This window comes from Ottowia caeni, from assembly GCF_050821495.1.
Lineage (GTDB): Bacteria > Pseudomonadota > Gammaproteobacteria > Burkholderiales > Burkholderiaceae_C > Ottowia > Ottowia caeni.
Genome location: NZ_CP151080.1, coordinates 486,182 through 504,106, shown reverse-complemented (window position 1 = coordinate 504,106; position 17,925 = coordinate 486,182). Strand labels below are relative to the sequence as shown.

Genomic DNA, 17,925 nt, shown 5'->3' with positions numbered 1-17,925 from the left:
ATGACCACACTCGACCACACCCACGACCCTTCGGCGCGCAGCTGGCTGGCTTCGGCCAACGTGCCCGGCACTGACTTCCCCATCCAGAATCTGCCCTTCAGCGTGCTGCGCTCGCATGGCAGCAACGAGGCCTTTCGGGGTGCCGTGGCTATCGGCGATCAGGCGCTGGATCTTGCGGCACTGTCCGCCACCGGCACTATCGCCGGAGCAGCGGGCGAGGCACTGAAGCTGGCGGCCCAAGACACGCTCAATGATTTCATGGCCGGCGGCCCCGGCGCCTGGCGCGCATTGCGGCACGCGCTGTTCGACGCCTTGAAAGAGGGCGCCGCTTCGCAGCAAGCCGTGCGAGCCTGCCTCATCCCACTAGTTGACGTCGAATACCGACTGCCCACGCGCATCGGCGACTACACCGATTTTTACACCTCCATCCATCACGCGCGCAACGTAGGCCGAGTCATTCGTCCGGAAGATCCACTGACACCCAACTTTCAATGGTTGCCGGTCGCCTACCACGGGCGCTCCAGCAGCGTGGTGATCAGCGGCACCAACTACCACCGCCCGCACGGACAGGCCAAACTTCCCGGCAGCAGTGCACCCGTCTACACGGCTTGCACCCGGCTCGACTTTGAACTGGAAATGGGTTTTTTCATTGGCCCCGGTAACGCCCTGGGCCACCCCGTTCCGCTCGCAGAAGCTGAGCAGCACATCTTCGGAATGTGTCTGCTCAACGACTGGTCGGCGCGCGATCACCAGTTCTGGGAAATGAACCCGCTGGGCCCCTTCCTTGGGAAAAACTTTTGCACCAGCATTTCACCCTGGGTAGTCACCATGGATGCGCTGGCGCCATTCCGCCTACCTTTCGAACGACCAGCCGACGAACCCCAGCCCCTGGCGTACCTGGACGAAACCCACAACCGCCAGTCTGGCAGCCTGGACGTGCAGCTTACGGTGAACATCGAGTCCGCTCAGCACCGTCAACAAGGCCTGACACCCGCTGAAGTGTCGCGCACCAGCTTCCGCCATCAATACTGGACCATTGCGCAAATGCTCACCCAGCACACGGTGGGCGGCTGCAACCTTCAACCCGGAGACCTGTGCGGCACCGGCACCATCAGCGGCCCGACGCCCTCCGAAGCAGGCGCCATCGTCGAACTGAGCCAGGGCGGCACCCGCCCCATTACCCTGGCCGGCACGGGCGAGCAGCGCACCTTTCTGGAAGACGGCGATGCGGTCATACTGCGTGGCTGGTGCGAGCGCACCGGCGCAGCTCGCATTGGTTTCGGTGAGTGCCGTGGAATGGTGCTACCGGCAATTAGCTAGGGAAGGTGTTCAAAACTCTGGCGGGAAGCGCGGGCCGATGCCTGGGATGCGGCGCAAGGCGGATTTTGTTGCCAATAGCCCAGCTATTGGCGATGAAAGCCAACGCAGCGATGCGCCCTGACATCGGATTCGCGCGTCGTCACGAGTTTTGAACACCTTCCCTAATCCTGAGGCGCCACGAATAAGCAATACCATTGGTGGGTACTTTTGCGAACGACATGCCCCGATTCCACGTCCCCACCGATCTAGCCAGTGGCGCCGAGCTTCTGCTACCCCCGGCGCTGCGCGCCATGTTCAGGTATTGCGCCTGCAACCCGGCTCCCCAATCACGTTGTTTGATGGGCGTGGCGGCGAGTGGGATGCTCAAGTACTGCGCATGGGCCGAAGTGACGTTCAGGTGGCCGTGGGGTCACACCACGTCGTTGAGCGCGAGCCCCAGCGTGCCATCCATCTGGCCACAGGCCTGATGGCCAGCGACCGGATGGATTGGCTCGTTGAAAAGGCCACTGAACTGGGAGCTGCCAGCTTTTCGCCCGTGCTCGCGGAGCGCAGCAGCCTCCGCCTATCCGGCGAGCGCGCCGAGAAAAAGCGCGCCCACTGGCAGGCGGTGACCATCGCAGCCTGCGAGCAAAGTGGCCGCAACCGTGTTCCCACAGTGCATGAGCAACTCGGTCTGGACATGCTTCTGCGCTCCCCATTAGCCAACAAACGACTGCTGCTGTCCTTGGCCGACGATGCCACGCCCTTGTCCGCCGCGCTTGGTGACTGGAACGATGCTGATTCCGCCATTCTCCTCTCTGGACCGGAAGGTGGGCTGAGCCCCAAAGAAGAAGTCGCTGCCCGCGCCGCCGGCTTCATTCCTGTTTCGCTCGGCCAGCGCGTACTCCGGGCTGAAACGGCGCCCCTGGCCGCCCTGGCTGTCCTATTGACGCTTGCCGGCTAAACTTAAAACACGACTCCACTGAAATCATGAACCGACACCTGCTCCTGCTCACCCTCTGCCAGGGGCTGTTTCTGGTGAATAACGTCACATTTATCGCCATCAACGGGCTTGTCGGGCTGCAATTGGCTCCGTTCGGCTGGATGGCGACCTTGCCCGTCATGGGCTATGTCGTAGGCGGTGCCTTGGCGGCACCACTTGTGGCCAAATCACAATCGCGCTTCGGCCGCCGCGGGTCGTTTCAGATTGGCCTCTTGGTCGCCCTGGGTTCTGCGCTGTTGTGCGCCTGGGCCGCCTATTCGCGCCAGTTCTGGCTACTGGTGGCCGCCACCGTGGTTGCAGGCTACTACAACGCCAATGGTCAGTTGTACCGGTTCGCCGCCGCTGAACTGGTGGCTCCCGGTTGGCGAGAAAAGGCCGTTTCCCTGGTCTTGGCCGGAGGCCTGTTGGGTGCAATCGTCGGTCCCAATCTGGCGGCCTGGACGCGCACCATACTGCCGACCCCGTTCGTTGGAGCCTATCTGGCACTGGCCGTCGTGGCGGTGATCGCCATGGGCGTCATGGCCCTGGTGCAATTTCCGCCCGCTCCGCCAAGGCCAGCCGCCCATGAATCCGGCCGCCCGCTGAGTCAGATCATGCTGCAGCCAGTCTTTCTCGTCGCCACAGCGGCGGCAGCCTTGAGCTACGGAGTGATGAACCTGCTCATGGCCGCCACCCCTTTGGCCATGCAAGTGTGCGGATTCGAGTTTGGCGATACAGCACAGGTACTTCAGTGGCACGTGATCGGGATGTTTGCGCCGGGCTTTTTTACCGGCCACCTGATCCGACGATTCGGTGTTCTGCAGATCATGGGCGTCGGCGTCATACTCAACCTGGCGTGCATTGCCATCGCACTGTCCGGAGTGGAGCTGAACCAGTTCCTGCTGGCACTCTTCCTGCTCGGCGTCGGCTGGAACTTCCTCTTCACCGGCAGCACCACCCTGGCGCTTCAGGCTTACCGTCCCGAAGAAAAAGACCGGGCGCAAGCCGCCATCAATTTTTGCGTGTTCGCCTTCATGGCCCTGACTTCGTTCGCATCAGGCGCGCTGGTGACCACGCAAGGCTGGACATTACTGAACGTCGGCTCACTGCTGCCGGTGCTGCTTACAGGCGCCGCGCTGATCTGGCTGGCGATGCATCAACGGAAACCGGCGCAAGCGTAGGCCGGTCAATCTGGCGCGAATGCCCAACGTTAGACATTGAGCTTAGGGAATTCGTAGGTTGGGCTGACGAAGGAAGCCCAACAGACAGCGGTTCCTCTTTGACGCCGCCGTTCGTTGAACACGCGCTTTGGTGAATCCAATCAATAGCGAGGCTCAGTCCACCCGCGCAATGACTTCGGCCACCGCCGCCGTCAGCTTCTTGGCATAAGGCACATGCAGAAACTCGTTCGGCCCGTGCGCATTGCTCTTCGGGCCGAGCACGCCGCACACCATCATCTGAGCCTTCGGAAACCCTTCGCTCAACATATTCATCAAGGGAATCGTTCCACCCTGGCCGATGAAGCCGCACGGCGCACCAAAATGCGCTTGAGAGGCATGATCCAGCGCCTGCGCGAACCACGGCGCCATGCCCGGTGCGTTCCAACCGGTGGCACCGCCCTGGCTCTGAAACGTCACCTTGGCCTGATAGGGTGCGTTGTCTTCCAGCAGCGCCTTCATCTCCTCCACCGCCGAAGCGGCATCTACCAAAGGCGGAAGGCGCAGACTCAGCTTGAATGCGGTGTAGGGACGCAACACATTGCCAGAATCCTGAGGGGCCGGAAAACCCTCCGCGCCGATCACGCTGAGCGTCGGGCGCCAAGTGCGGTTGAGCAGCGCCTCGGTCGCATCGCCCGTCATCGGCAGAACCGACTGCTCGCGGCCTCCGCAGTCGTAGTGCACCCAAGGGTAGTTTCTGAAGAGCTCGTCGCCCAGAATGGCCGCCGTGGCTCGGGCTTGCTCGATACGCTCCGCTGGAATGGCGCAATGGAAACTTGCCGGCAGCATGCGGCCAGTGGCTGAATCCTCCAGACGATCCAGCACCTGTCGCATGATCCGGAAGCTGCTGGGAACCAAGCCGGATGCATCGCCAGAATGCACACCCTCGCTCAGCACTTCGACCTTGAGCGTGCCGCTGGCCATGCCTCGCAAACTGGTGGTCAGCCACAGCTGGTCGTAGTTTCCAGCACCGGAATCCAGACAAACCACCAGCCCCACATCGCCCAAGCGAGGACGCAAAACGTCAATGTAGGGCAGCAGGTCTGGCGAGCCGCTTTCCTCGCTCGTCTCGATGAGGCCGACAATGCGCGGGTGCGGCACATTCTGGCTCTTGAGTGCTTGCACGGCCGCGATCGCGGCATACACCGCGTAGCCGTCATCCGCGCCGCCGCGGCCATAGAGCTTGCCGTTCTCATACTTGGGCGTCCAGGGGCCCAGGTCGTTTCGCCAGCCGGTGAATTCGGGCTGCTTGTCGAGGTGGCCATACATGAGCACGGTGTGTGTGCTGCCAGTCTTGGTGCCATCGATCTCGAAAAAATCACCGGCGTGCGGCCGCCTAGGCGCACCACCTCAAGCTTAAGGCCCGGCACTTTCTGCGCCTGAACCCAGTCGGCCGCCTGGCGCACCACGGTATCGATGAAACCGTGTGCCGCCCAGTCCGCATCGAATCCCGGCGATTTGGCAGGAATAGCGATGTAGTCGGTGAGCCGGCCGACGATGTCGCCGTCCCACTGGGCGTCAATCTGTTGAGCAGCCGCCTGAGAATTCAAGGCGGGCATTTCACGGTGCAAAGGAGCATTCATGGTCAGGTATCAGGACAATGACAGATACTGTAACTGTACGCCCATGAGCCGCTATCCATCAACGTCATGCGGATATCGCACTGGCCGTATATTGATGCTTATGAACTCACTCCATGACTTCCCCATCACCCATAAGTGGCCCGCCACTCACCCTGAGCGCCTGCAACTTTATTCGCTGGCTACACCAAACGGCGTAAAGGTGTCGATCATGCTGGAGGAAATCGGTCTGCCTTATGAGGCGCACAAGGTCGATTTTGGCAAGAACGACCAAGTTTCCCCTGAGTTCCTGTCGCTCAGCCCGAACAACAAGATTCCGGCGATTCTCGACCCCCATGGACCCGGCGGCCAACCTTTGGCGCTCTTCGAGTCGGGGGCCATCTTGGTGTACCTGGCCGAGAAAACAGGCCGACTGCTGCCAAAAGATGCAGCTGCGCGCTATCAGACCTTGCAGTGGGTCATGTTCCAGATGGGCGGCGTGGGCCCCATGTTCGGGCAACTGGGCTTCTTCCACAAGTTTGCCGGCAAGGACTATGACGACAAGCGACCGCGGGATCGTTATGTAGCTGAAAGCGCGCGGCTTCTTGGCGTGCTCGACAAACACCTGGCCGGCAAGAGCTGGGTCATGGGCGATGAATACACCATTGCCGACATCGCCATTTTTCCATGGATTCGCAACCTGATCGGCTTCTATGGAGCTGGCGAACTGGTTCAGTTCGAGCGCTTCACACAAGTGCAGCGCGTGCTGGATGCATTCGTTGCCAGGCCAGCTGTGCAGCGCGGGTTGCAGATCCCTGCTTGATCTCAGGGTGCAGCGGACGCCGGAAGCAAGTCTACTTTCAGGCCCTCACGCGTCACGCGCACCTCGCCCACCCGATAGCCCAGACCGCTAACCATGCTCAACTGATCGGGCTCGATTTTGTGCAACACCATCTCGTTCAGTGACTGCTCAGCCAGACGCGGTGCAGCGCGCGCGAAAAGCGGCCGGAACTGTTCCGGCATAGCGGGGAACTCCACCTTGCCGACGCGCACATCGACCATGCGAACGCTGCCATCTGAGGCATCGAATCGAACGCCATAGTCCAGATCCATCGATCCTTCATAGCGCTTACCCACGACCTGCTCGGAGACGAGCAGATCGATCATCGTACCCAGGCGATTGGTTTCTGGCAGCAAGCGTAGGCGCGGCCTGAGCAAGGTAATTTCCATTAAACCCGCCAGTTGCCGCCGCTGCGGAAACTTCCTGCCGATCAGCTTTTCCAGCTGGGCCAACGGCAAAGTGTAGGAGCGCGGTCCGCTGGAACTCCGGCCTGCGCACGCAGGCAGCGCGGGCAAAGTTCCCGCCAGCATCATGCCGGCGAGTGCGCCAAGACTTCGACGGCGAGTGTGAAACGGAAAGGCAGGCATGCTCATCACCCAAGAAGGCCCTTCACCCCATCAAAGTGGTCACGCATAGAACCGCAATGCCGATGCACAAGTTGGCGAATACCCAAATGCGGATTGAGGCCATCGCCGCACCGGCGACTGGCCAATCGTCGGTATCAACGGCGCGTGAAAGCCGCTTGAAAAGCGCAAACCGGATATGTCCGAAGATCGCGATCATCACGATACCCAACGTCGCCATGATGCTCCAGGCCAGCGGCATCTCAAAAACCTGACCGGCCTGAACCGTCTGCTTGGCCACACGACCGATCATCCAGACACCTGACACCAGCACTGCCAATGAGGCCAGCAGCACCGCCGAAAAGAATCGCTGCATCACCGCGTGCAGTAGGCGCAAGCGCACCGGCGGATCCAGTGCCTGCACAGAAGGGCGCAGGAAAAAATGCGCGAAAGCCATGCCGCCTACCCACAGCACGACGGCGAGCACGTGAATCAGCTTTAATACGGAAAAAATCATGGCTGTGCTTTATGTTGGGACAATAGGCCGCCAGCTTAGCCCAAGCGAAGTCCCCCAGGCTCAACGCCTAGCGCAGGTCGGTACTCACACCCCACCCAGCCTGACCAGCTGCTCTGCGCAGATACCTCGTCAATCACGCTGAAAAGATAGGGATAGTTCAGCTCTCCGATATTCGGCTCATGCCTTTCCGGCACACCGGCGATCTGAATATGCCCCACTCGGCCAGTGGGCAAATACTGGCGAAGTTTCGTCGCGACGTCGCCCTCCACGATCTGGCAGTGGTAGAGATCCATCTGCACCTTCAAATTGGGCGCGCCCACCTCTTGCACGACGGCATGTGCTTCGTTTTGGCGGTTCAGGAAAAAACCGGGCATGTCTCGCGGGTTGATGGGCTCGATCAGTATGTCGCAGCCACTCTTGGCGGCCTCGGCGGCAGCCCAACGCAGGTTTCGCACATACGTGTCTCGGGCTTCGGCGTACGCCACGCCCTCGGGCAGCAGCCCAGCCATGCAATGAATGCGCGAACATGCCAGCGCTTCGGCGTAGCGCAACGCCAACTGTACGCTTGCACGAAACTCAGACTCTCGCCCGGGCAGGCAGGCGGTGCCGCGCTCGCCACCGACCCACGCACGATCAATGCCGGCAGCATCAAAACCGGCGGGCGGTGCGTTGAACAAAACCTGTCGCAGCCCGTTGGCCGCCAGCCTCTCGGCAAGCACGTGCGGTTCGTAGGCGTAAGGGAACAGGTATTCAACACCCTCGAAGCCATCGCGCGCGGCGGCCTCAAAACGGTCTAAAAAGGGCAGTTCCGGGTACAGAAAACTCAGGTTGGCGGCAAAGCGAGGCATGGCAAGATGTTAAACGTCTTGGAATTTGGTACCGTAGGCGGTATGCAAGACACTCCCACACCCGCCGATCTGGCTGCCACCGAAACCATCGACTCCCGCCACCCCTTGGTCACCGAGTTCGCCCACGCGCATGCTCGCGGCGCCAACGATCGGGAGCGCGCCGTGGCGCTGACGCACGCCGTTCGAGACACCTTCCGGTACGACCCTTACCGCATTGATCTGTCCCCCGCCGGCATGCGTGCCAGCACCGTGCTGATCAACGGCTACGGTTGGTGCGTACCCAAAGCCATTCTTCTGGCCGCCGTGTGCCGCGCTGCTGGCATTCCTGCACGGCTCGGTTTTGCAGATGTGCGCAACCACATGTCGACCGAGCGCATGCGCCAGACCATGAAGACCGATCTGTTCATCTGGCACGGCTACACCGACATCTGGCTGGACGGCGCCTGGCGCAAAGCCACACCCGCCTTCAACCTCAGCCTGTGTGAGAAATTCGGTCTGCACCCGCTGGATTTTGATGGCGTGCAAGACTCCATCTACCACTCGTTTGACAAGGCCGGCAACCGGCACATGGAGTACGTTCTCGAACGCGGCCACTTCGAAGATCTTCCGTTGACACGCATCGTGACAGACTTCAGGCGCACTTATCCCGGTTGGCTGCATGGCACCGACTTGCACAGTGAACTGGCACAGGACGATTTTCTAGCCGACGTTTCGCGTGAAAGCTCTTCTTCTGGCGATTAGGGCGCGCGCCGATGCGCGCCCTTTTTCGGATGCGCTCAGAACGTAGCCATCATCGACGTCTGCGTTGCTGCTTGAAGTTGCGCCTGCAATCAACAGGTCCATCAACATAAGTGCCCACTCGCCAAGCGCAGGCGCAGGCACCAGCGCCACCCACGCCTACCTCACCCGGGAATGGGAGCGGCGCGCCCAGCACCACGGGGTCGGAAATGCTGCCGTTGACTGTCAAGTCCGCATCGCCATTGGCTCCATCAGTGAGAGGAAAGGTAACCGTTTGGCCGCTGACCGTAGCGGTACGGTGTACCAGTGCTGGGTCGGATTCTCATGGGTGACCCCATTTCCACAATTAATCGCCGGTCGGCACATTCTGTAGGTATGTAAGAGTCAGCGTCTGGCTGCCGCTTTCGCCTCAACCGCTGGCCGTGAATGAATGCAGATCTTGGAGCATCTGCCAGCCGGAAGGCGCTTCGGGTGGCAGGGTGCCGGAAAGGGCAGGGACGTTAGCCCAACGGCAAGTGAAGTGTCTGCACCTCGTTGCTCATTGCACCTGGCGAACCGGCCAAGCAGGATTACGAATACGTGCGCAAGGGCACGACCAATCTGTTCGTTGCGGTCGAGCACAAGGCGGGAATGCGCTTCGTCTCGGTCACCGATCTCCGGGCCAAGACGGACTTCGTCGGCTTCGTCCAGACACTCCTGACCGAAACGCGCTGCGTCGAACCATCGAGTGGAAGTTCACCCGACAGGATGCAGATCGCAAGCTCGGGCGTCACTACGTTTCGAGACTTATGTGTTGATGTACTAGGTATGCTTGGGCAAGGTTTCGCGAGTGATGCGGCGAGCCGTTAACTCCTTGCCCAGCAGAGCTGCCGTCGCGCGCAGCGCGGCGATGACTTTGGGCTCATGCGCCTCGAGCGCGGGCAAATAGGTCTGCACCGCAATGCCGCATGACACCCGTCCGTTCTCGTCGAATATCGGCAGGGCGCAGCTTCCAATGCCCACGTACTGCTCCGAGGCGGTGCGTGCCAGGCCATCTCGCCTGATTTGTTTCAGCGCGTCCGACAGGATTGAAAGCGTGGTGTTCGTATGTGGCGTGAAAACGTCATAAGGTTCCGGACCCAGCCAGTACGACCAGCTTTCCTCTGGTTCATAAGCCACCAGCAGCCGGCCCAGCGCTCTTGAATGAATGGCCAGCGCTGCGCCCAACTGCACGTCGTAACGGACAGAACCGCCAGCGTCGTACCGATCGCCGTAGACCAGGGTTTTTTGGGTTCGGTCCAGATACCCGAAAGCCACCGTCATTTTCAGCTCTTCACTGACCTGGCGGAGGCCATCTCGAATCAGTCGGCTCACCGAATCCAGAGACATCAGCTGAAGACCCAAGCGGAACGAACGCGATCCCAGCTCGAATCCACCGCCCACTCGTCGTACATAGCCCAAGGAAACGAGTTCGTTGAGCAGCGCCAACGCGCTCGGCTTGGGTGTATTCAACAGCGTGCTCAGCCGCGCCAGGGAATACGGCGCTTCGGGGCTGGCCAGCGTCTGCAGCAAGTTCAGCACGCGATTGACGGCCATGGGGCCCGCGCGGGCGGTCTTGCTTTTCACATATTCACTGCTTTGTTCACCGTTTATTCGCATATGTGAATATTACACCAGCTTTCACATCCCCTAAAAATAGACATCAATCCCATTTTCCAATAGTTATTTAGGTGTTTTCCCTGAACACAGAAAGTTGCAAATCGCTATAAGCTCATGTTTCCAAAACGGAATGCATGTTTACATATGGGTACGAATTTGAAAACCGCCGGCGCATGCTCCAGAGAAGCTCTGCAATGCAGATGCCAGCCATGCGGGCACTAGAAGTCACGCCGATCGGTGCGACCTTCGGCACTCGCGTGCGTGGCGGGCAGCTTCAGGAGCTCGGTGCCTTTCCAGAAGAGGTGCAAACCATTCACCAGCTGCTGCTTGGCCGCGGCGTGGTGGTGCTGTCCGGCGTGAATATCAATGCCGAGCAGTTTGTGGATCTCGGCCAATTGTTCGGAGCGGTCAGGCCCACACGCATCCAGGACAAATCCCTGTCGCCTCCCGCGAGCGAATACGTGTTTGTGGGGCAACGAACCTCAGACAACATTCCCACCCAACTGACGCGTGCGGATGTGGCCCACATCTGGCACGTGGACTACAGCACGGCAGGCCCCATCCCCAGGTTGGCAGCGCAATACACGGTGAATGTGAACGAAGGGGGAGGCAGGTTGAGTTTCACGGACATGAGAAAGGCCTACGCCAGCTTGCGCTTGGAAACCCGGGAGAAACTGCGTGGCGTGGGCGCGGTTCATTACGAACACCCGAAGGGGGTCGATGTTGAACAGCCGGGTCAGGAAATCGCTTTGTCCTGGCAAGAGCGCCACAAGGGAGCCATCCACCCGCTCGTCATGAACGATGCGTCGGGCACTCCCATGCTCTGCCTACCCGCTCGACCAGACAGCCCGGTTCAAGGCATGGATGAAAAGCAAAGCGCAGCCTTACTCCAACACCTGTGGTCACACGCCCTGTCCCAGGGTGAGCCATGGGAGATCGAACCCCAAACCGGTGACATCGTTATTTGGAACAACCACGCCATCGCTCACAAACGCTCGGAATGGCCATTGAAAAAAGAAAGACTTGTATGGTTTATTACGACCCACTGAACATGAAGCCCGTCGCTCCTGCTGAAGTCACCCTTCCGGAGATGAACCGGAGAAAGGTCATGGGATGGATGGCGGCTGCGGGCTCCTCCATTGCACTGCTGCCTGGAATGTCCCACGCCCAAATGGGTGGCGACATCTTCACGCTACTCGTTCCTTTTTCACCAGGCTCACCGCCTGATGTATTCAGCCGCCTGTTCGCAGAGAAACTGTCAAAACGCATGGGCCGGCCTGTCGTGGTCTCCCTCAAGCCCGGCGCAAGCACAACTATCGGCACCACCCTCGCGTCGCGGGCCAAGCCGGATGGAAAAATGATGCTGTACGCGACCAACTCCTCCATTACGGCAGCGCCCGGGCTGTTCAAGAATCTGCAGTACGACCCCGAGAAGGATTTTTCCGCCGTCACGGTGATGCTCGAATCCGTCTTCTGCATTCTGGTGCGCCCTGAAGACGCTCGACTAGGAGTCGAAGGCTTGGCCAAGCGCATTCGCGCCAACCCCCAGACAACGGCATGGGTGGCGGAAGCACGACGGCAGAAGTCGCGCACAGGCTCTTCGAGCAAGCCATCGGAGTGACCTACCCCTACGCCAGGTACAACTCCAACACGCTCTATACCGACCTGATGGGCAAGGTACTTCACGCCGCCTGGTGCCCCATGAGCACGGCACTGAACTTTGGTCAGAAGAACAATCTGCACATCATGGCAATCACGGGCGCCAAGCGCCTACCCCAATTCCCCAACATACCCACCATTGCGGAGACCTTCCCCAGTGTGGCGGTGGACAGCTGGAGCGGTTTCTTCGTTCCCTCCGGCACGCCACGTTCTATCGTCGACAAACTTTGGGAAGATGTGCACGCCGTTTTGCTGGACCCAGATATCGTGGAGCGAGGTAGATCCGAGGGCAACCGCGCGCTCAATCTCAACCCTCAGCAGTCAGACGAGTACGTGAAGAAAGACTTCCCGAAATGGCGCGCCCTGTTCAAGTCGGCGAACATCGAACCCGCTTGATAGCGGGCGGAGATCGCGCTCAGCGCTCTGCGTGAATAATCTGCTCAACGGCGAGACCGAGCGCCAGGATCTCGCGGTCTCTGCCGCCCGCACCAGCCAACGTCAAGCCCACGGGCGGCTCACCCTTGGCATGGCAGGGCAGTGAGAGCGCGCAGCCATCCAGGAAGTTAATCAGCGTTGGGTTACGCAAGATCAGCCCATTGGCGGCAGCATAGGCCTCTTCGCAAGATTGCAGTTCAGCGATCGGCGGGGCAAGCACCGGCACGGTAGGGAAAATCAGCGCATCAAAGCCAGCAATGCGCATCTCGACCCTGGTGATCCAGCGCTTGCGTGCCTGAATCAAGTCTATGTAGTCGGCCGCGCCCATCTTCCCACCTGCACGGATGCGGCCGTTCACGCGCGGATCGTATTCAGCGCCGCGTTCGGTCAACAGCGTGCGGTGCCAAGCCCAGGCTTCTGCGTTAGCCAAGGTACGGCGAGCGTGCAGGCTGGCCATCTCTGTGAACTCTGGAATGGCTATGCGCGTAATCAACGCGCCCGCAGACTGCAGCTTGACACAGGCCGACTCGAACGCAGCCGCCACCACGGCGTCCATGCCATCCAAAACCACGGTCTCTGGCACCGCCGGATCGCGCGCCAGAGCCAGCGCGGTTTCGGCCAGTTGAACCGCCGTGGCTCGGCCGCCGGCCAATGCCCCGGATATCTGCGCCTGCGTGGGTAACTTGTTTACGCCTTGATCTCGTTCTACTGAAGTCGCTGCTTCACTTTTTTAGCCGAAACACTGCCGTACTCGCTCGCAGATTGGGCAACCAGCGCACCTCGCGCCCTTCCTCCAGGCCAAAGGCGTCGAGTATTTCCAGACCGTTGCGGCGCGCAAGCACCTCGAAATCGGCGTAAGTGCCTACCCTGATGTTAGGTGTGTCGTACCACTGGTAGGGCAGGCGCCGCGTCACCGGCATGCGTCCGCGCAGCACTTGCAGCCGATTCGGCCAGTGGGCAAAGTTCGGGAACGCGAGAATTCCCATCCGACCTACGCGTGCGGTTTCACGCAGCATGATCTCCGCATTGCGCAAGTGCTGAAGAGTGTCGATCTGAAGCACCACGTCAAAGCTTTGATCATGAAAGGCCGCCAGCCCCTGATGCAGGTTGAGTTGCAGCACGTTCACACCGCGCCGCACACAGGCCAGCACGTTGGCATCGTCGATCTCGATGCCGTAGCCGGTACAGCCACGTTCGCGCATCAAGATCTCCAGCAGCGAGCCATCTCCGCAGCCAAGATCCAGCACGTGTGAACCCTCAGGCACCAGGGCCGCGATGAGCTTCTGAATTTTGGTGTCGCTCATGCTTTCCCTTCGCGCGCGATGCTTTCAAAATAGGAGCGCACCACGTTCAGATAACGTGGATCTTCCAGCAGGAAGGCGTCGTGGCCATGGGGCGCATCAATCTCGGCGTAGCTCACCTGGCGACGGTTTTCCAGCAGGGCTTTGACGATCTCGCGCGAGCGTGCGGGAGGAAAACGCCAGTCCGTCGTGAAGCTCGCCAGCAAAAATTTGGCCTGCGTCTGCGCCAACGCCCTGGTCAGGTCGCCGCCAAAGGCGAGGGCAGGATCAAAATAGTCCAGGGCGCGCGTAATCAACAGATAGGTGTTGGCGTCGAAGTATTCGCTGAACTTGTCTCCCTGATAGCGTAGGTAGCTCTCGATCTGGAACTCCACATCTTGCGTTGAATATCGATAGCCGCTGGCATGCTGGGTGACGGCCTCCCGCAATTCGCGGCCGAATTTTTCGTTCATCACATCGTCGCTCAGGTATGTGATGTGCCCGATCATGCGTGCGATCCGCAGACCGCGTTGGGGCACAACGCCGTGACGATAGAAGTGTCCGCCATGAAAATCCGGATCGGTCACGATGGCACGCCGTGCGACCTCGTTGAAAGCAATGTTCTCAGCTGAGAGGTTGGGCGCGCTGGCGATCACCACGGCATGACGAACGCGATCCGGGTACTGCATCGTCCAGCTGAGTGCCTGCATGCCCCCCAGGCTGCCCCCCATAACCGCCGCCAACTGCTTGACGCCCAGCCCATCAAGTAGACGCGCCTGAGCGCTTACCCAGTCCTCCACCGTGACCACAGGAAAATCAGCGCCATAGACCTGCCCAGTGTCGGGGCTGATATGCATGGGCCCGGTAGAGCCAAAGCAAGAACCCAGGTTGTTGACACCAATCACGAAGAAACGATCAGTGTCCACCGGTTTACCCGGCCCCACCATGTTGTCCCACCAGCCCTCGCTGCGCTGCTGGCCTTCATAGGTCCCCGCCACATGATGCGATGCGTTGAGCGCGTGGCAGATCAGGACAGCGTTGCTACGATCAGCATTGAGCTGGCCGTAGGTTTCGTAAGTGAGGTCATAGCCGCGGATCAACGCACCACTCTGGAGAGGCAGCGGAGCCTCGAAGTGCATGGATTGCGGCGTGGCAATGAACGACATGGCAAAAAAACCCGGTTCGCCAAAATCGAAACCGGGATGCGTGCTCAGGCTCGAATTTAGCGGTACTTATTGAGCGCCCGCAAGCAGAGGCAAATCGGCGCTATGCTTTGCAGTATAGCGCGAAGAAAAAGGCCCGGCAGACGTCCGCTCGCAACGCTGGAATCGGTAAAAACCCGGACTCACATTCCGGTTCGGGAGCGCACGATGTGCGAAATCCCTCTCGTAAACATCCTCATCCGATGTCGATTTTCTGGTAACCACACAAGAAAGTCGGAATTAAAAGGCTTGCTTGACTTTCGTAATTCTGACGCATAATTGCCAAGTGTCCGTATCAAAAGGGCACTTGGTCTTGCGGTGAAAAGGTCAGTTTCGCTTCCCCCTCGGTGTTTTTTGCCAGGTTCGAAAAGGCGTTTTGCGGACTCCATCGCTTTTTACTTGTCATTGAGGAGTCCCTTTAATGGGCAATAAACTTTACGTCGGCAACCTTCCCTACTCGGTGCGTGACGGTGATCTGGAACAGGCGTTCAGCCAATTTGGTGCTGTCACCAGCGCGAAGGTAATGATGGAGCGCGACACCGGCCGCTCGAAAGGCTTCGGCTTTGTCGAGATGGGCAGCGATGCGGACGCACAAGCCGCCATCAGCGGCATGAACGGCCAATCGTTGGGTGGACGCAACGTTGTTGTCAACGAAGCTCGCCCCATGGAAGCCCGCCCACCCCGCTCCGGTGGTGGCGGCTACGGTGGCGGCTACGGTGGTGGCGGCGGCTACGGCGGCGGTGGTGGTGGTGGTGGTGGCGGCTACGGTGGTGGCGGCGGCGGCTACGGCGGCGGTGGTCGTGAAGGCGGCGGCGGTTACGGTGGTGGCGGCGGTCGTCGTGAAGGCGGCGGCGGTGGTGGCTACGGTGGTGGCGGTCGTCGTGAAGGCGGCGGTGGTGGCGACAGCGGTTTCCGCAGCCCCTACGGCTCCGGTCCACGCGGCGGCGGTCGTCGTGAAGGCGGCGGTGGCGGCTACGGCGGCGGCAGCAGCGGTGGTTACGGCGGCGGCGACGACTATTGATCGCTTGATCGGTACGCCAGCATGCTGGCGTTCGTGAAATAAAAAGGGCTCCTACTGGAGCCTTTTTTGCGTCTTGATCAGCAGGACGCTTCCCATTTTCGCTTTCGGCTCTCCAAGTCCGACAGGCTCCAGACCATGATGTCGGCTACTCGCCACGCCGGGCCTTGCGTGGCCGCCCGTCGAGCAGGCGGTCAAACAGTGAGTTGGGCAACACGCGCAAAATCTTGGCCGCCACGCCCATCTGCCAGGGAATGACCCGATAGCTGGCTCCCGCCTCAATCACCGCGAAAGCACGGTCGGCAAATACTTCGGGCTGCATCAAAAACGGCATTGCATACCGGTTTCCACGGGTCAGAGGCGTATCGATATAGCCGGGCACAATCGTCACCACCTTGATGCCGTGTCCGCGCAGTTCACCGCGCAAACTCTCGCAGTAACTGACCACCCCTGCCTTGCTGGCGCAGTAGGCACCGTGCCCCGGCAGGCCGCGAATGGCCGCCACACTGGCAACACCCGTCAGAGTGCCGCTGCCGCGCACCCGCATGGGATCAATGAACGGATGGAAGGTTGCGGCCAATCCTTGGAGGTTGATGGCGAGGGTCTGTGCCATGACGTCCAGATCGGCGCGCTCGGCAGTGTCCATCCCGATGCTGACACCGGCGTTCGCGATCACCGCGTCTGGCACGCCTTGCTCGGCCAGACAGGCGTGACCAGCCGCCACTATGCTGTCCGTTTGGGCCACATCAGCCCCGTATACCCGCCAGCGCTCGGGCTGCCAACCTTGCGCGACAGCCCAGGCAGTCATCTCTGCATTGCGACGCGCCACCAACGCCACGCTCCAGCCAGCGTTGTAGAACCGTTCCGCCAGAGCCTGACCGATGCCGCTGGAAGCGCCGGTAATGAAGACCAGGCGGTTCATGGACGCGATGAGCCCTTCATCTGAATGACACCGCGCACCCGACCCGTGAGCTTGGCCACCCCACTGCTGTTGTCGTAATCGAGCGTGTCGCCGGTAAAACGGTCAGCGCCCCGCACCAGCTCCACCGGCTTGTCCGAACTGACTCGATCCTTCTCGATCAAGGCGAGCAGATACTCACCTCGAAACTCAAGCTTGGGCAATGTCTCGCCGCGAGCCGCCCGCACGGCCTCACGGACCACGTGAGCGTCGCCAAACAGCTCGACCTCGGAGCCATCGCCATTGGAAATCGCGCGCTGAGCTGTAGCCACCGTAAGCCGGCCTTTCTCGTCGAACGAGCGCATGCGTGGCGCCTCAACCTCCAGCGTATCGGTGTCGGGAAAATGATGCCCTTCGGCGCCGATGATTTCCGACTGCAATTGACCCGTAGAGTCAAAACTGCGCACGGAAAAATCACGCATGAAATAGTCAGGCTCATGCCTTGGCGGTCGCGCCACGTCCGAGCCCGGCATGTTCGGCGCGTTACGCACCAGCCACCAAGTGCCCAGCGCAAACAACGCCATCAGCAGCACGGGCAGCCATGCGACGAAATGGTCTCGTCCTTGGCTCCATAGTTGCGCGGCCTTCATGCGTCTGCCTCAGGCGCGAGATGCGCCTCCAGGAGCGGCCGGTAACGGCCTCCCGCCATCAGCAGGACATCGCAGAACTCACGGGCCGCGCCCTCGCCGCCCCCGGCTGCCGTCACATGGTGCGCCAAGGCGCGCACCTCGGCGTGGGCACGTGGAGGAGAGCATGCAAAAGCGGCACGCTGCATAACGGGAAGATCCGGCCAGTCATCGCCAATCACGGCAACCTGCTGCCAATTTACCCCTAATTCCGCCATCAGGCCTTCTGCGGCAGGCAGCTTATCTTCGGTGCCCAGGCGCAAATGGGTGACGCCAAGAGCCGCCAGGCGGGCGCGCAAGGGCGCAGAATCACGACCGGAGATCACTGCTGGCGTCATGCCAGCTCTCGCCAGCAGCTTCAGCCCGTGACCATCCAGCGTGTTGAAGCGTTTGAGCACCTCGCCCTCGCCCGAAAAATAAAGGCCGCCATCGGTCAGCACGCCATCGACGTCGAAAATGGCCAAACGCACCCCTTGGGCGCGCAACAGCAACTCGGGCGGAAACGCAAGAGCGGGTGAGAAGGAGCGTGTTTGTGCCATGAATTC

The 17,925-nt window shown here is 60.6% G+C and carries 20 protein-coding genes and 2 pseudogenes; 10 read left to right on the top strand and 12 right to left on the bottom strand.

Annotated features, from left to right (window positions below):
* The 3 genes and pseudogenes from fahA (at position 1) to AAAK34_RS02425 (ending at position 3,462) form a co-directional block, all read left to right on the top strand.
* On the top strand, positions 1 to 1,320 hold the full coding sequence (fahA, locus tag AAAK34_RS02435) for a fumarylacetoacetase (RefSeq protein WP_231696585.1): 1,320 nt from the start codon (positions 1 to 3) through the stop codon (positions 1,318 to 1,320).
* 218 nt (positions 1,321 to 1,538) lie between these two features.
* Positions 1,539 to 2,263 (top strand): annotated as a pseudogene (locus tag AAAK34_RS02430) (16S rRNA (uracil(1498)-N(3))-methyltransferase).
* Positions 2,264 to 2,289: 26 nt separating this feature from the next.
* Positions 2,290 to 3,462: an MFS transporter gene (locus AAAK34_RS02425; protein WP_231696583.1), complete on the top strand. Its 1,173-nt coding sequence runs from the start codon at positions 2,290 to 2,292 to the stop codon at positions 3,460 to 3,462.
* Positions 3,463 to 3,615: 153 nt separating this feature from the next.
* On the opposite strand, the pseudogene AAAK34_RS02420 reads toward AAAK34_RS02425, so the two are convergent.
* Positions 3,616 to 5,081: pseudogene (locus tag AAAK34_RS02420) on the bottom strand (M20/M25/M40 family metallo-hydrolase).
* Between the two features lie 100 nt (positions 5,082 to 5,181).
* On the opposite strand from AAAK34_RS02420, the gene AAAK34_RS02415 reads away from it, so the two are divergent.
* Entirely contained in the window at positions 5,182 to 5,880 is a 699-nt protein-coding gene (locus AAAK34_RS02415) for a glutathione S-transferase N-terminal domain-containing protein (RefSeq protein ID WP_231696581.1), read from the top strand.
* A gap of 2 nt (positions 5,881 to 5,882) precedes the next feature.
* On the opposite strand, the gene AAAK34_RS02410 is transcribed toward AAAK34_RS02415, so the two are convergent.
* Genes AAAK34_RS02410 through otnI form a run of 3 tightly spaced genes read right to left on the bottom strand, consistent with a single transcriptional unit; the run spans position 5,883 to position 7,826 of the window.
* Complete coding sequence (locus AAAK34_RS02410) at positions 5,883 to 6,485, bottom strand: DUF1439 domain-containing protein (protein WP_231696580.1); 603 nt, start codon at positions 6,483 to 6,485, stop codon at positions 5,883 to 5,885.
* A gap of 22 nt (positions 6,486 to 6,507) precedes the next feature.
* Positions 6,508 to 6,978, bottom strand: a complete 471-nt coding sequence (locus AAAK34_RS02405; RefSeq protein ID WP_231696579.1) for a CopD family protein — start codon at positions 6,976 to 6,978, stop codon at positions 6,508 to 6,510.
* 35 nt (positions 6,979 to 7,013) lie between these two features.
* Positions 7,014 to 7,826 carry a 2-oxo-tetronate isomerase gene (gene otnI / locus AAAK34_RS02400; RefSeq protein ID WP_431777704.1) on the bottom strand — a complete coding sequence of 271 codons (813 nt, stop codon included), beginning with the start codon at positions 7,824 to 7,826 and terminating at the stop codon, positions 7,014 to 7,016.
* A 42-nt stretch (positions 7,827 to 7,868) separates the two neighbouring features.
* Here otnI and AAAK34_RS02395 point away from each other — a divergent pair, with 42 nt between their 5' ends.
* On the top strand, positions 7,869 to 8,567 hold the full coding sequence (locus tag AAAK34_RS02395) for a transglutaminase-like domain-containing protein (RefSeq protein ID WP_231696577.1): 699 nt from the start codon (positions 7,869 to 7,871) through the stop codon (positions 8,565 to 8,567).
* 49 nt (positions 8,568 to 8,616) lie between these two features.
* On the opposite strand, the gene AAAK34_RS02390 is transcribed toward AAAK34_RS02395, so the two are convergent.
* Positions 8,617 to 8,871 carry a choice-of-anchor U domain-containing protein gene (locus tag AAAK34_RS02390; RefSeq protein WP_431777993.1) on the bottom strand — a complete coding sequence of 85 codons (255 nt, stop codon included), beginning with the start codon at positions 8,869 to 8,871 and terminating at the stop codon, positions 8,617 to 8,619.
* A gap of 227 nt (positions 8,872 to 9,098) precedes the next feature.
* Here AAAK34_RS02390 and AAAK34_RS02385 point away from each other — a divergent pair, with 227 nt between their 5' ends.
* Positions 9,099 to 9,413 (top strand): hypothetical protein, encoded by a 315-nt coding sequence (locus AAAK34_RS02385; RefSeq protein ID WP_431777703.1) that lies wholly within the window; start codon positions 9,099 to 9,101, stop codon positions 9,411 to 9,413.
* On the opposite strand, the gene AAAK34_RS02380 is transcribed toward AAAK34_RS02385, so the two are convergent.
* Positions 9,366 to 10,169: an IclR family transcriptional regulator gene (locus AAAK34_RS02380; RefSeq protein ID WP_431777702.1), complete on the bottom strand. Its 804-nt coding sequence runs from the start codon at positions 10,167 to 10,169 to the stop codon at positions 9,366 to 9,368. The genes AAAK34_RS02385 and AAAK34_RS02380 overlap by 48 nt on opposite strands.
* Before the next feature lie 242 nt (positions 10,170 to 10,411).
* Here AAAK34_RS02380 and AAAK34_RS02375 point away from each other — a divergent pair, with 242 nt between their 5' ends.
* From AAAK34_RS02375 to AAAK34_RS02365, 3 genes are read left to right on the top strand one after another with little or no spacing between them, the layout of a single operon-like run.
* Complete coding sequence (locus AAAK34_RS02375) at positions 10,412 to 11,251, top strand: TauD/TfdA family dioxygenase (protein WP_431777701.1); 840 nt, start codon at positions 10,412 to 10,414, stop codon at positions 11,249 to 11,251.
* Positions 11,230 to 11,823, top strand: coding sequence for a Bug family tripartite tricarboxylate transporter substrate binding protein (locus AAAK34_RS02370; RefSeq protein ID WP_431777700.1), 594 nt, complete (start codon positions 11,230 to 11,232; stop codon positions 11,821 to 11,823). Before AAAK34_RS02375 ends, AAAK34_RS02370 begins: the two co-directional genes overlap by 22 nt.
* Positions 11,820 to 12,257 carry a Bug family tripartite tricarboxylate transporter substrate binding protein gene (locus AAAK34_RS02365; protein WP_431777699.1) on the top strand — a complete coding sequence of 146 codons (438 nt, stop codon included), beginning with the start codon at positions 11,820 to 11,822 and terminating at the stop codon, positions 12,255 to 12,257. Before AAAK34_RS02370 ends, AAAK34_RS02365 begins: the two co-directional genes overlap by 4 nt.
* A 19-nt stretch (positions 12,258 to 12,276) precedes the next feature.
* Here AAAK34_RS02365 and AAAK34_RS02360 read toward each other — a convergent pair whose 3' ends face one another.
* From AAAK34_RS02360 to metX, 3 genes are all read right to left on the bottom strand, one after another.
* Positions 12,277 to 12,948, bottom strand: coding sequence for an amidase family protein (locus AAAK34_RS02360; RefSeq protein WP_231696573.1), 672 nt, complete (start codon positions 12,946 to 12,948; stop codon positions 12,277 to 12,279).
* A 70-nt stretch (positions 12,949 to 13,018) separates the two neighbouring features.
* Positions 13,019 to 13,600: a methionine biosynthesis protein MetW gene (metW, locus tag AAAK34_RS02355; protein ID WP_231696572.1), complete on the bottom strand. Its 582-nt coding sequence runs from the start codon at positions 13,598 to 13,600 to the stop codon at positions 13,019 to 13,021.
* A complete protein-coding gene (gene metX / locus AAAK34_RS02350) occupies positions 13,597 to 14,742 on the bottom strand; it encodes a homoserine O-succinyltransferase MetX (RefSeq protein WP_231696571.1) in 1,146 nt (381 codons plus the stop codon). The genes metW and metX overlap by 4 nt, the downstream gene beginning before the upstream one ends.
* 457 nt (positions 14,743 to 15,199) lie before the next feature.
* Between metX and AAAK34_RS02345 the strand changes: the two genes are divergently transcribed.
* A complete protein-coding gene (locus tag AAAK34_RS02345; RefSeq protein WP_231696570.1) occupies positions 15,200 to 15,799 on the top strand; it encodes an RNA recognition motif domain-containing protein in 600 nt (199 codons plus the stop codon).
* A 145-nt stretch (positions 15,800 to 15,944) separates the two neighbouring features.
* On the opposite strand, the gene AAAK34_RS02340 is transcribed toward AAAK34_RS02345, so the two are convergent.
* From AAAK34_RS02340 to AAAK34_RS02330, 3 genes are read right to left on the bottom strand one after another with little or no spacing between them, the layout of a single operon-like run.
* Positions 15,945 to 16,718: an SDR family oxidoreductase gene (locus AAAK34_RS02340; protein WP_231696569.1), complete on the bottom strand. Its 774-nt coding sequence runs from the start codon at positions 16,716 to 16,718 to the stop codon at positions 15,945 to 15,947.
* Positions 16,715 to 17,344 (bottom strand): LPS export ABC transporter periplasmic protein LptC, encoded by a 630-nt coding sequence (gene lptC / locus AAAK34_RS02335; protein ID WP_231696568.1) that lies wholly within the window; start codon positions 17,342 to 17,344, stop codon positions 16,715 to 16,717. Before lptC ends, AAAK34_RS02340 begins: the two co-directional genes overlap by 4 nt.
* Entirely contained in the window at positions 17,341 to 17,919 is a 579-nt protein-coding gene (locus AAAK34_RS02330) for a KdsC family phosphatase (protein WP_231696567.1), read from the bottom strand. Before AAAK34_RS02330 ends, lptC begins: the two co-directional genes overlap by 4 nt.
* Between the last annotated feature and the right edge of the window lie 6 nt (positions 17,920 to 17,925).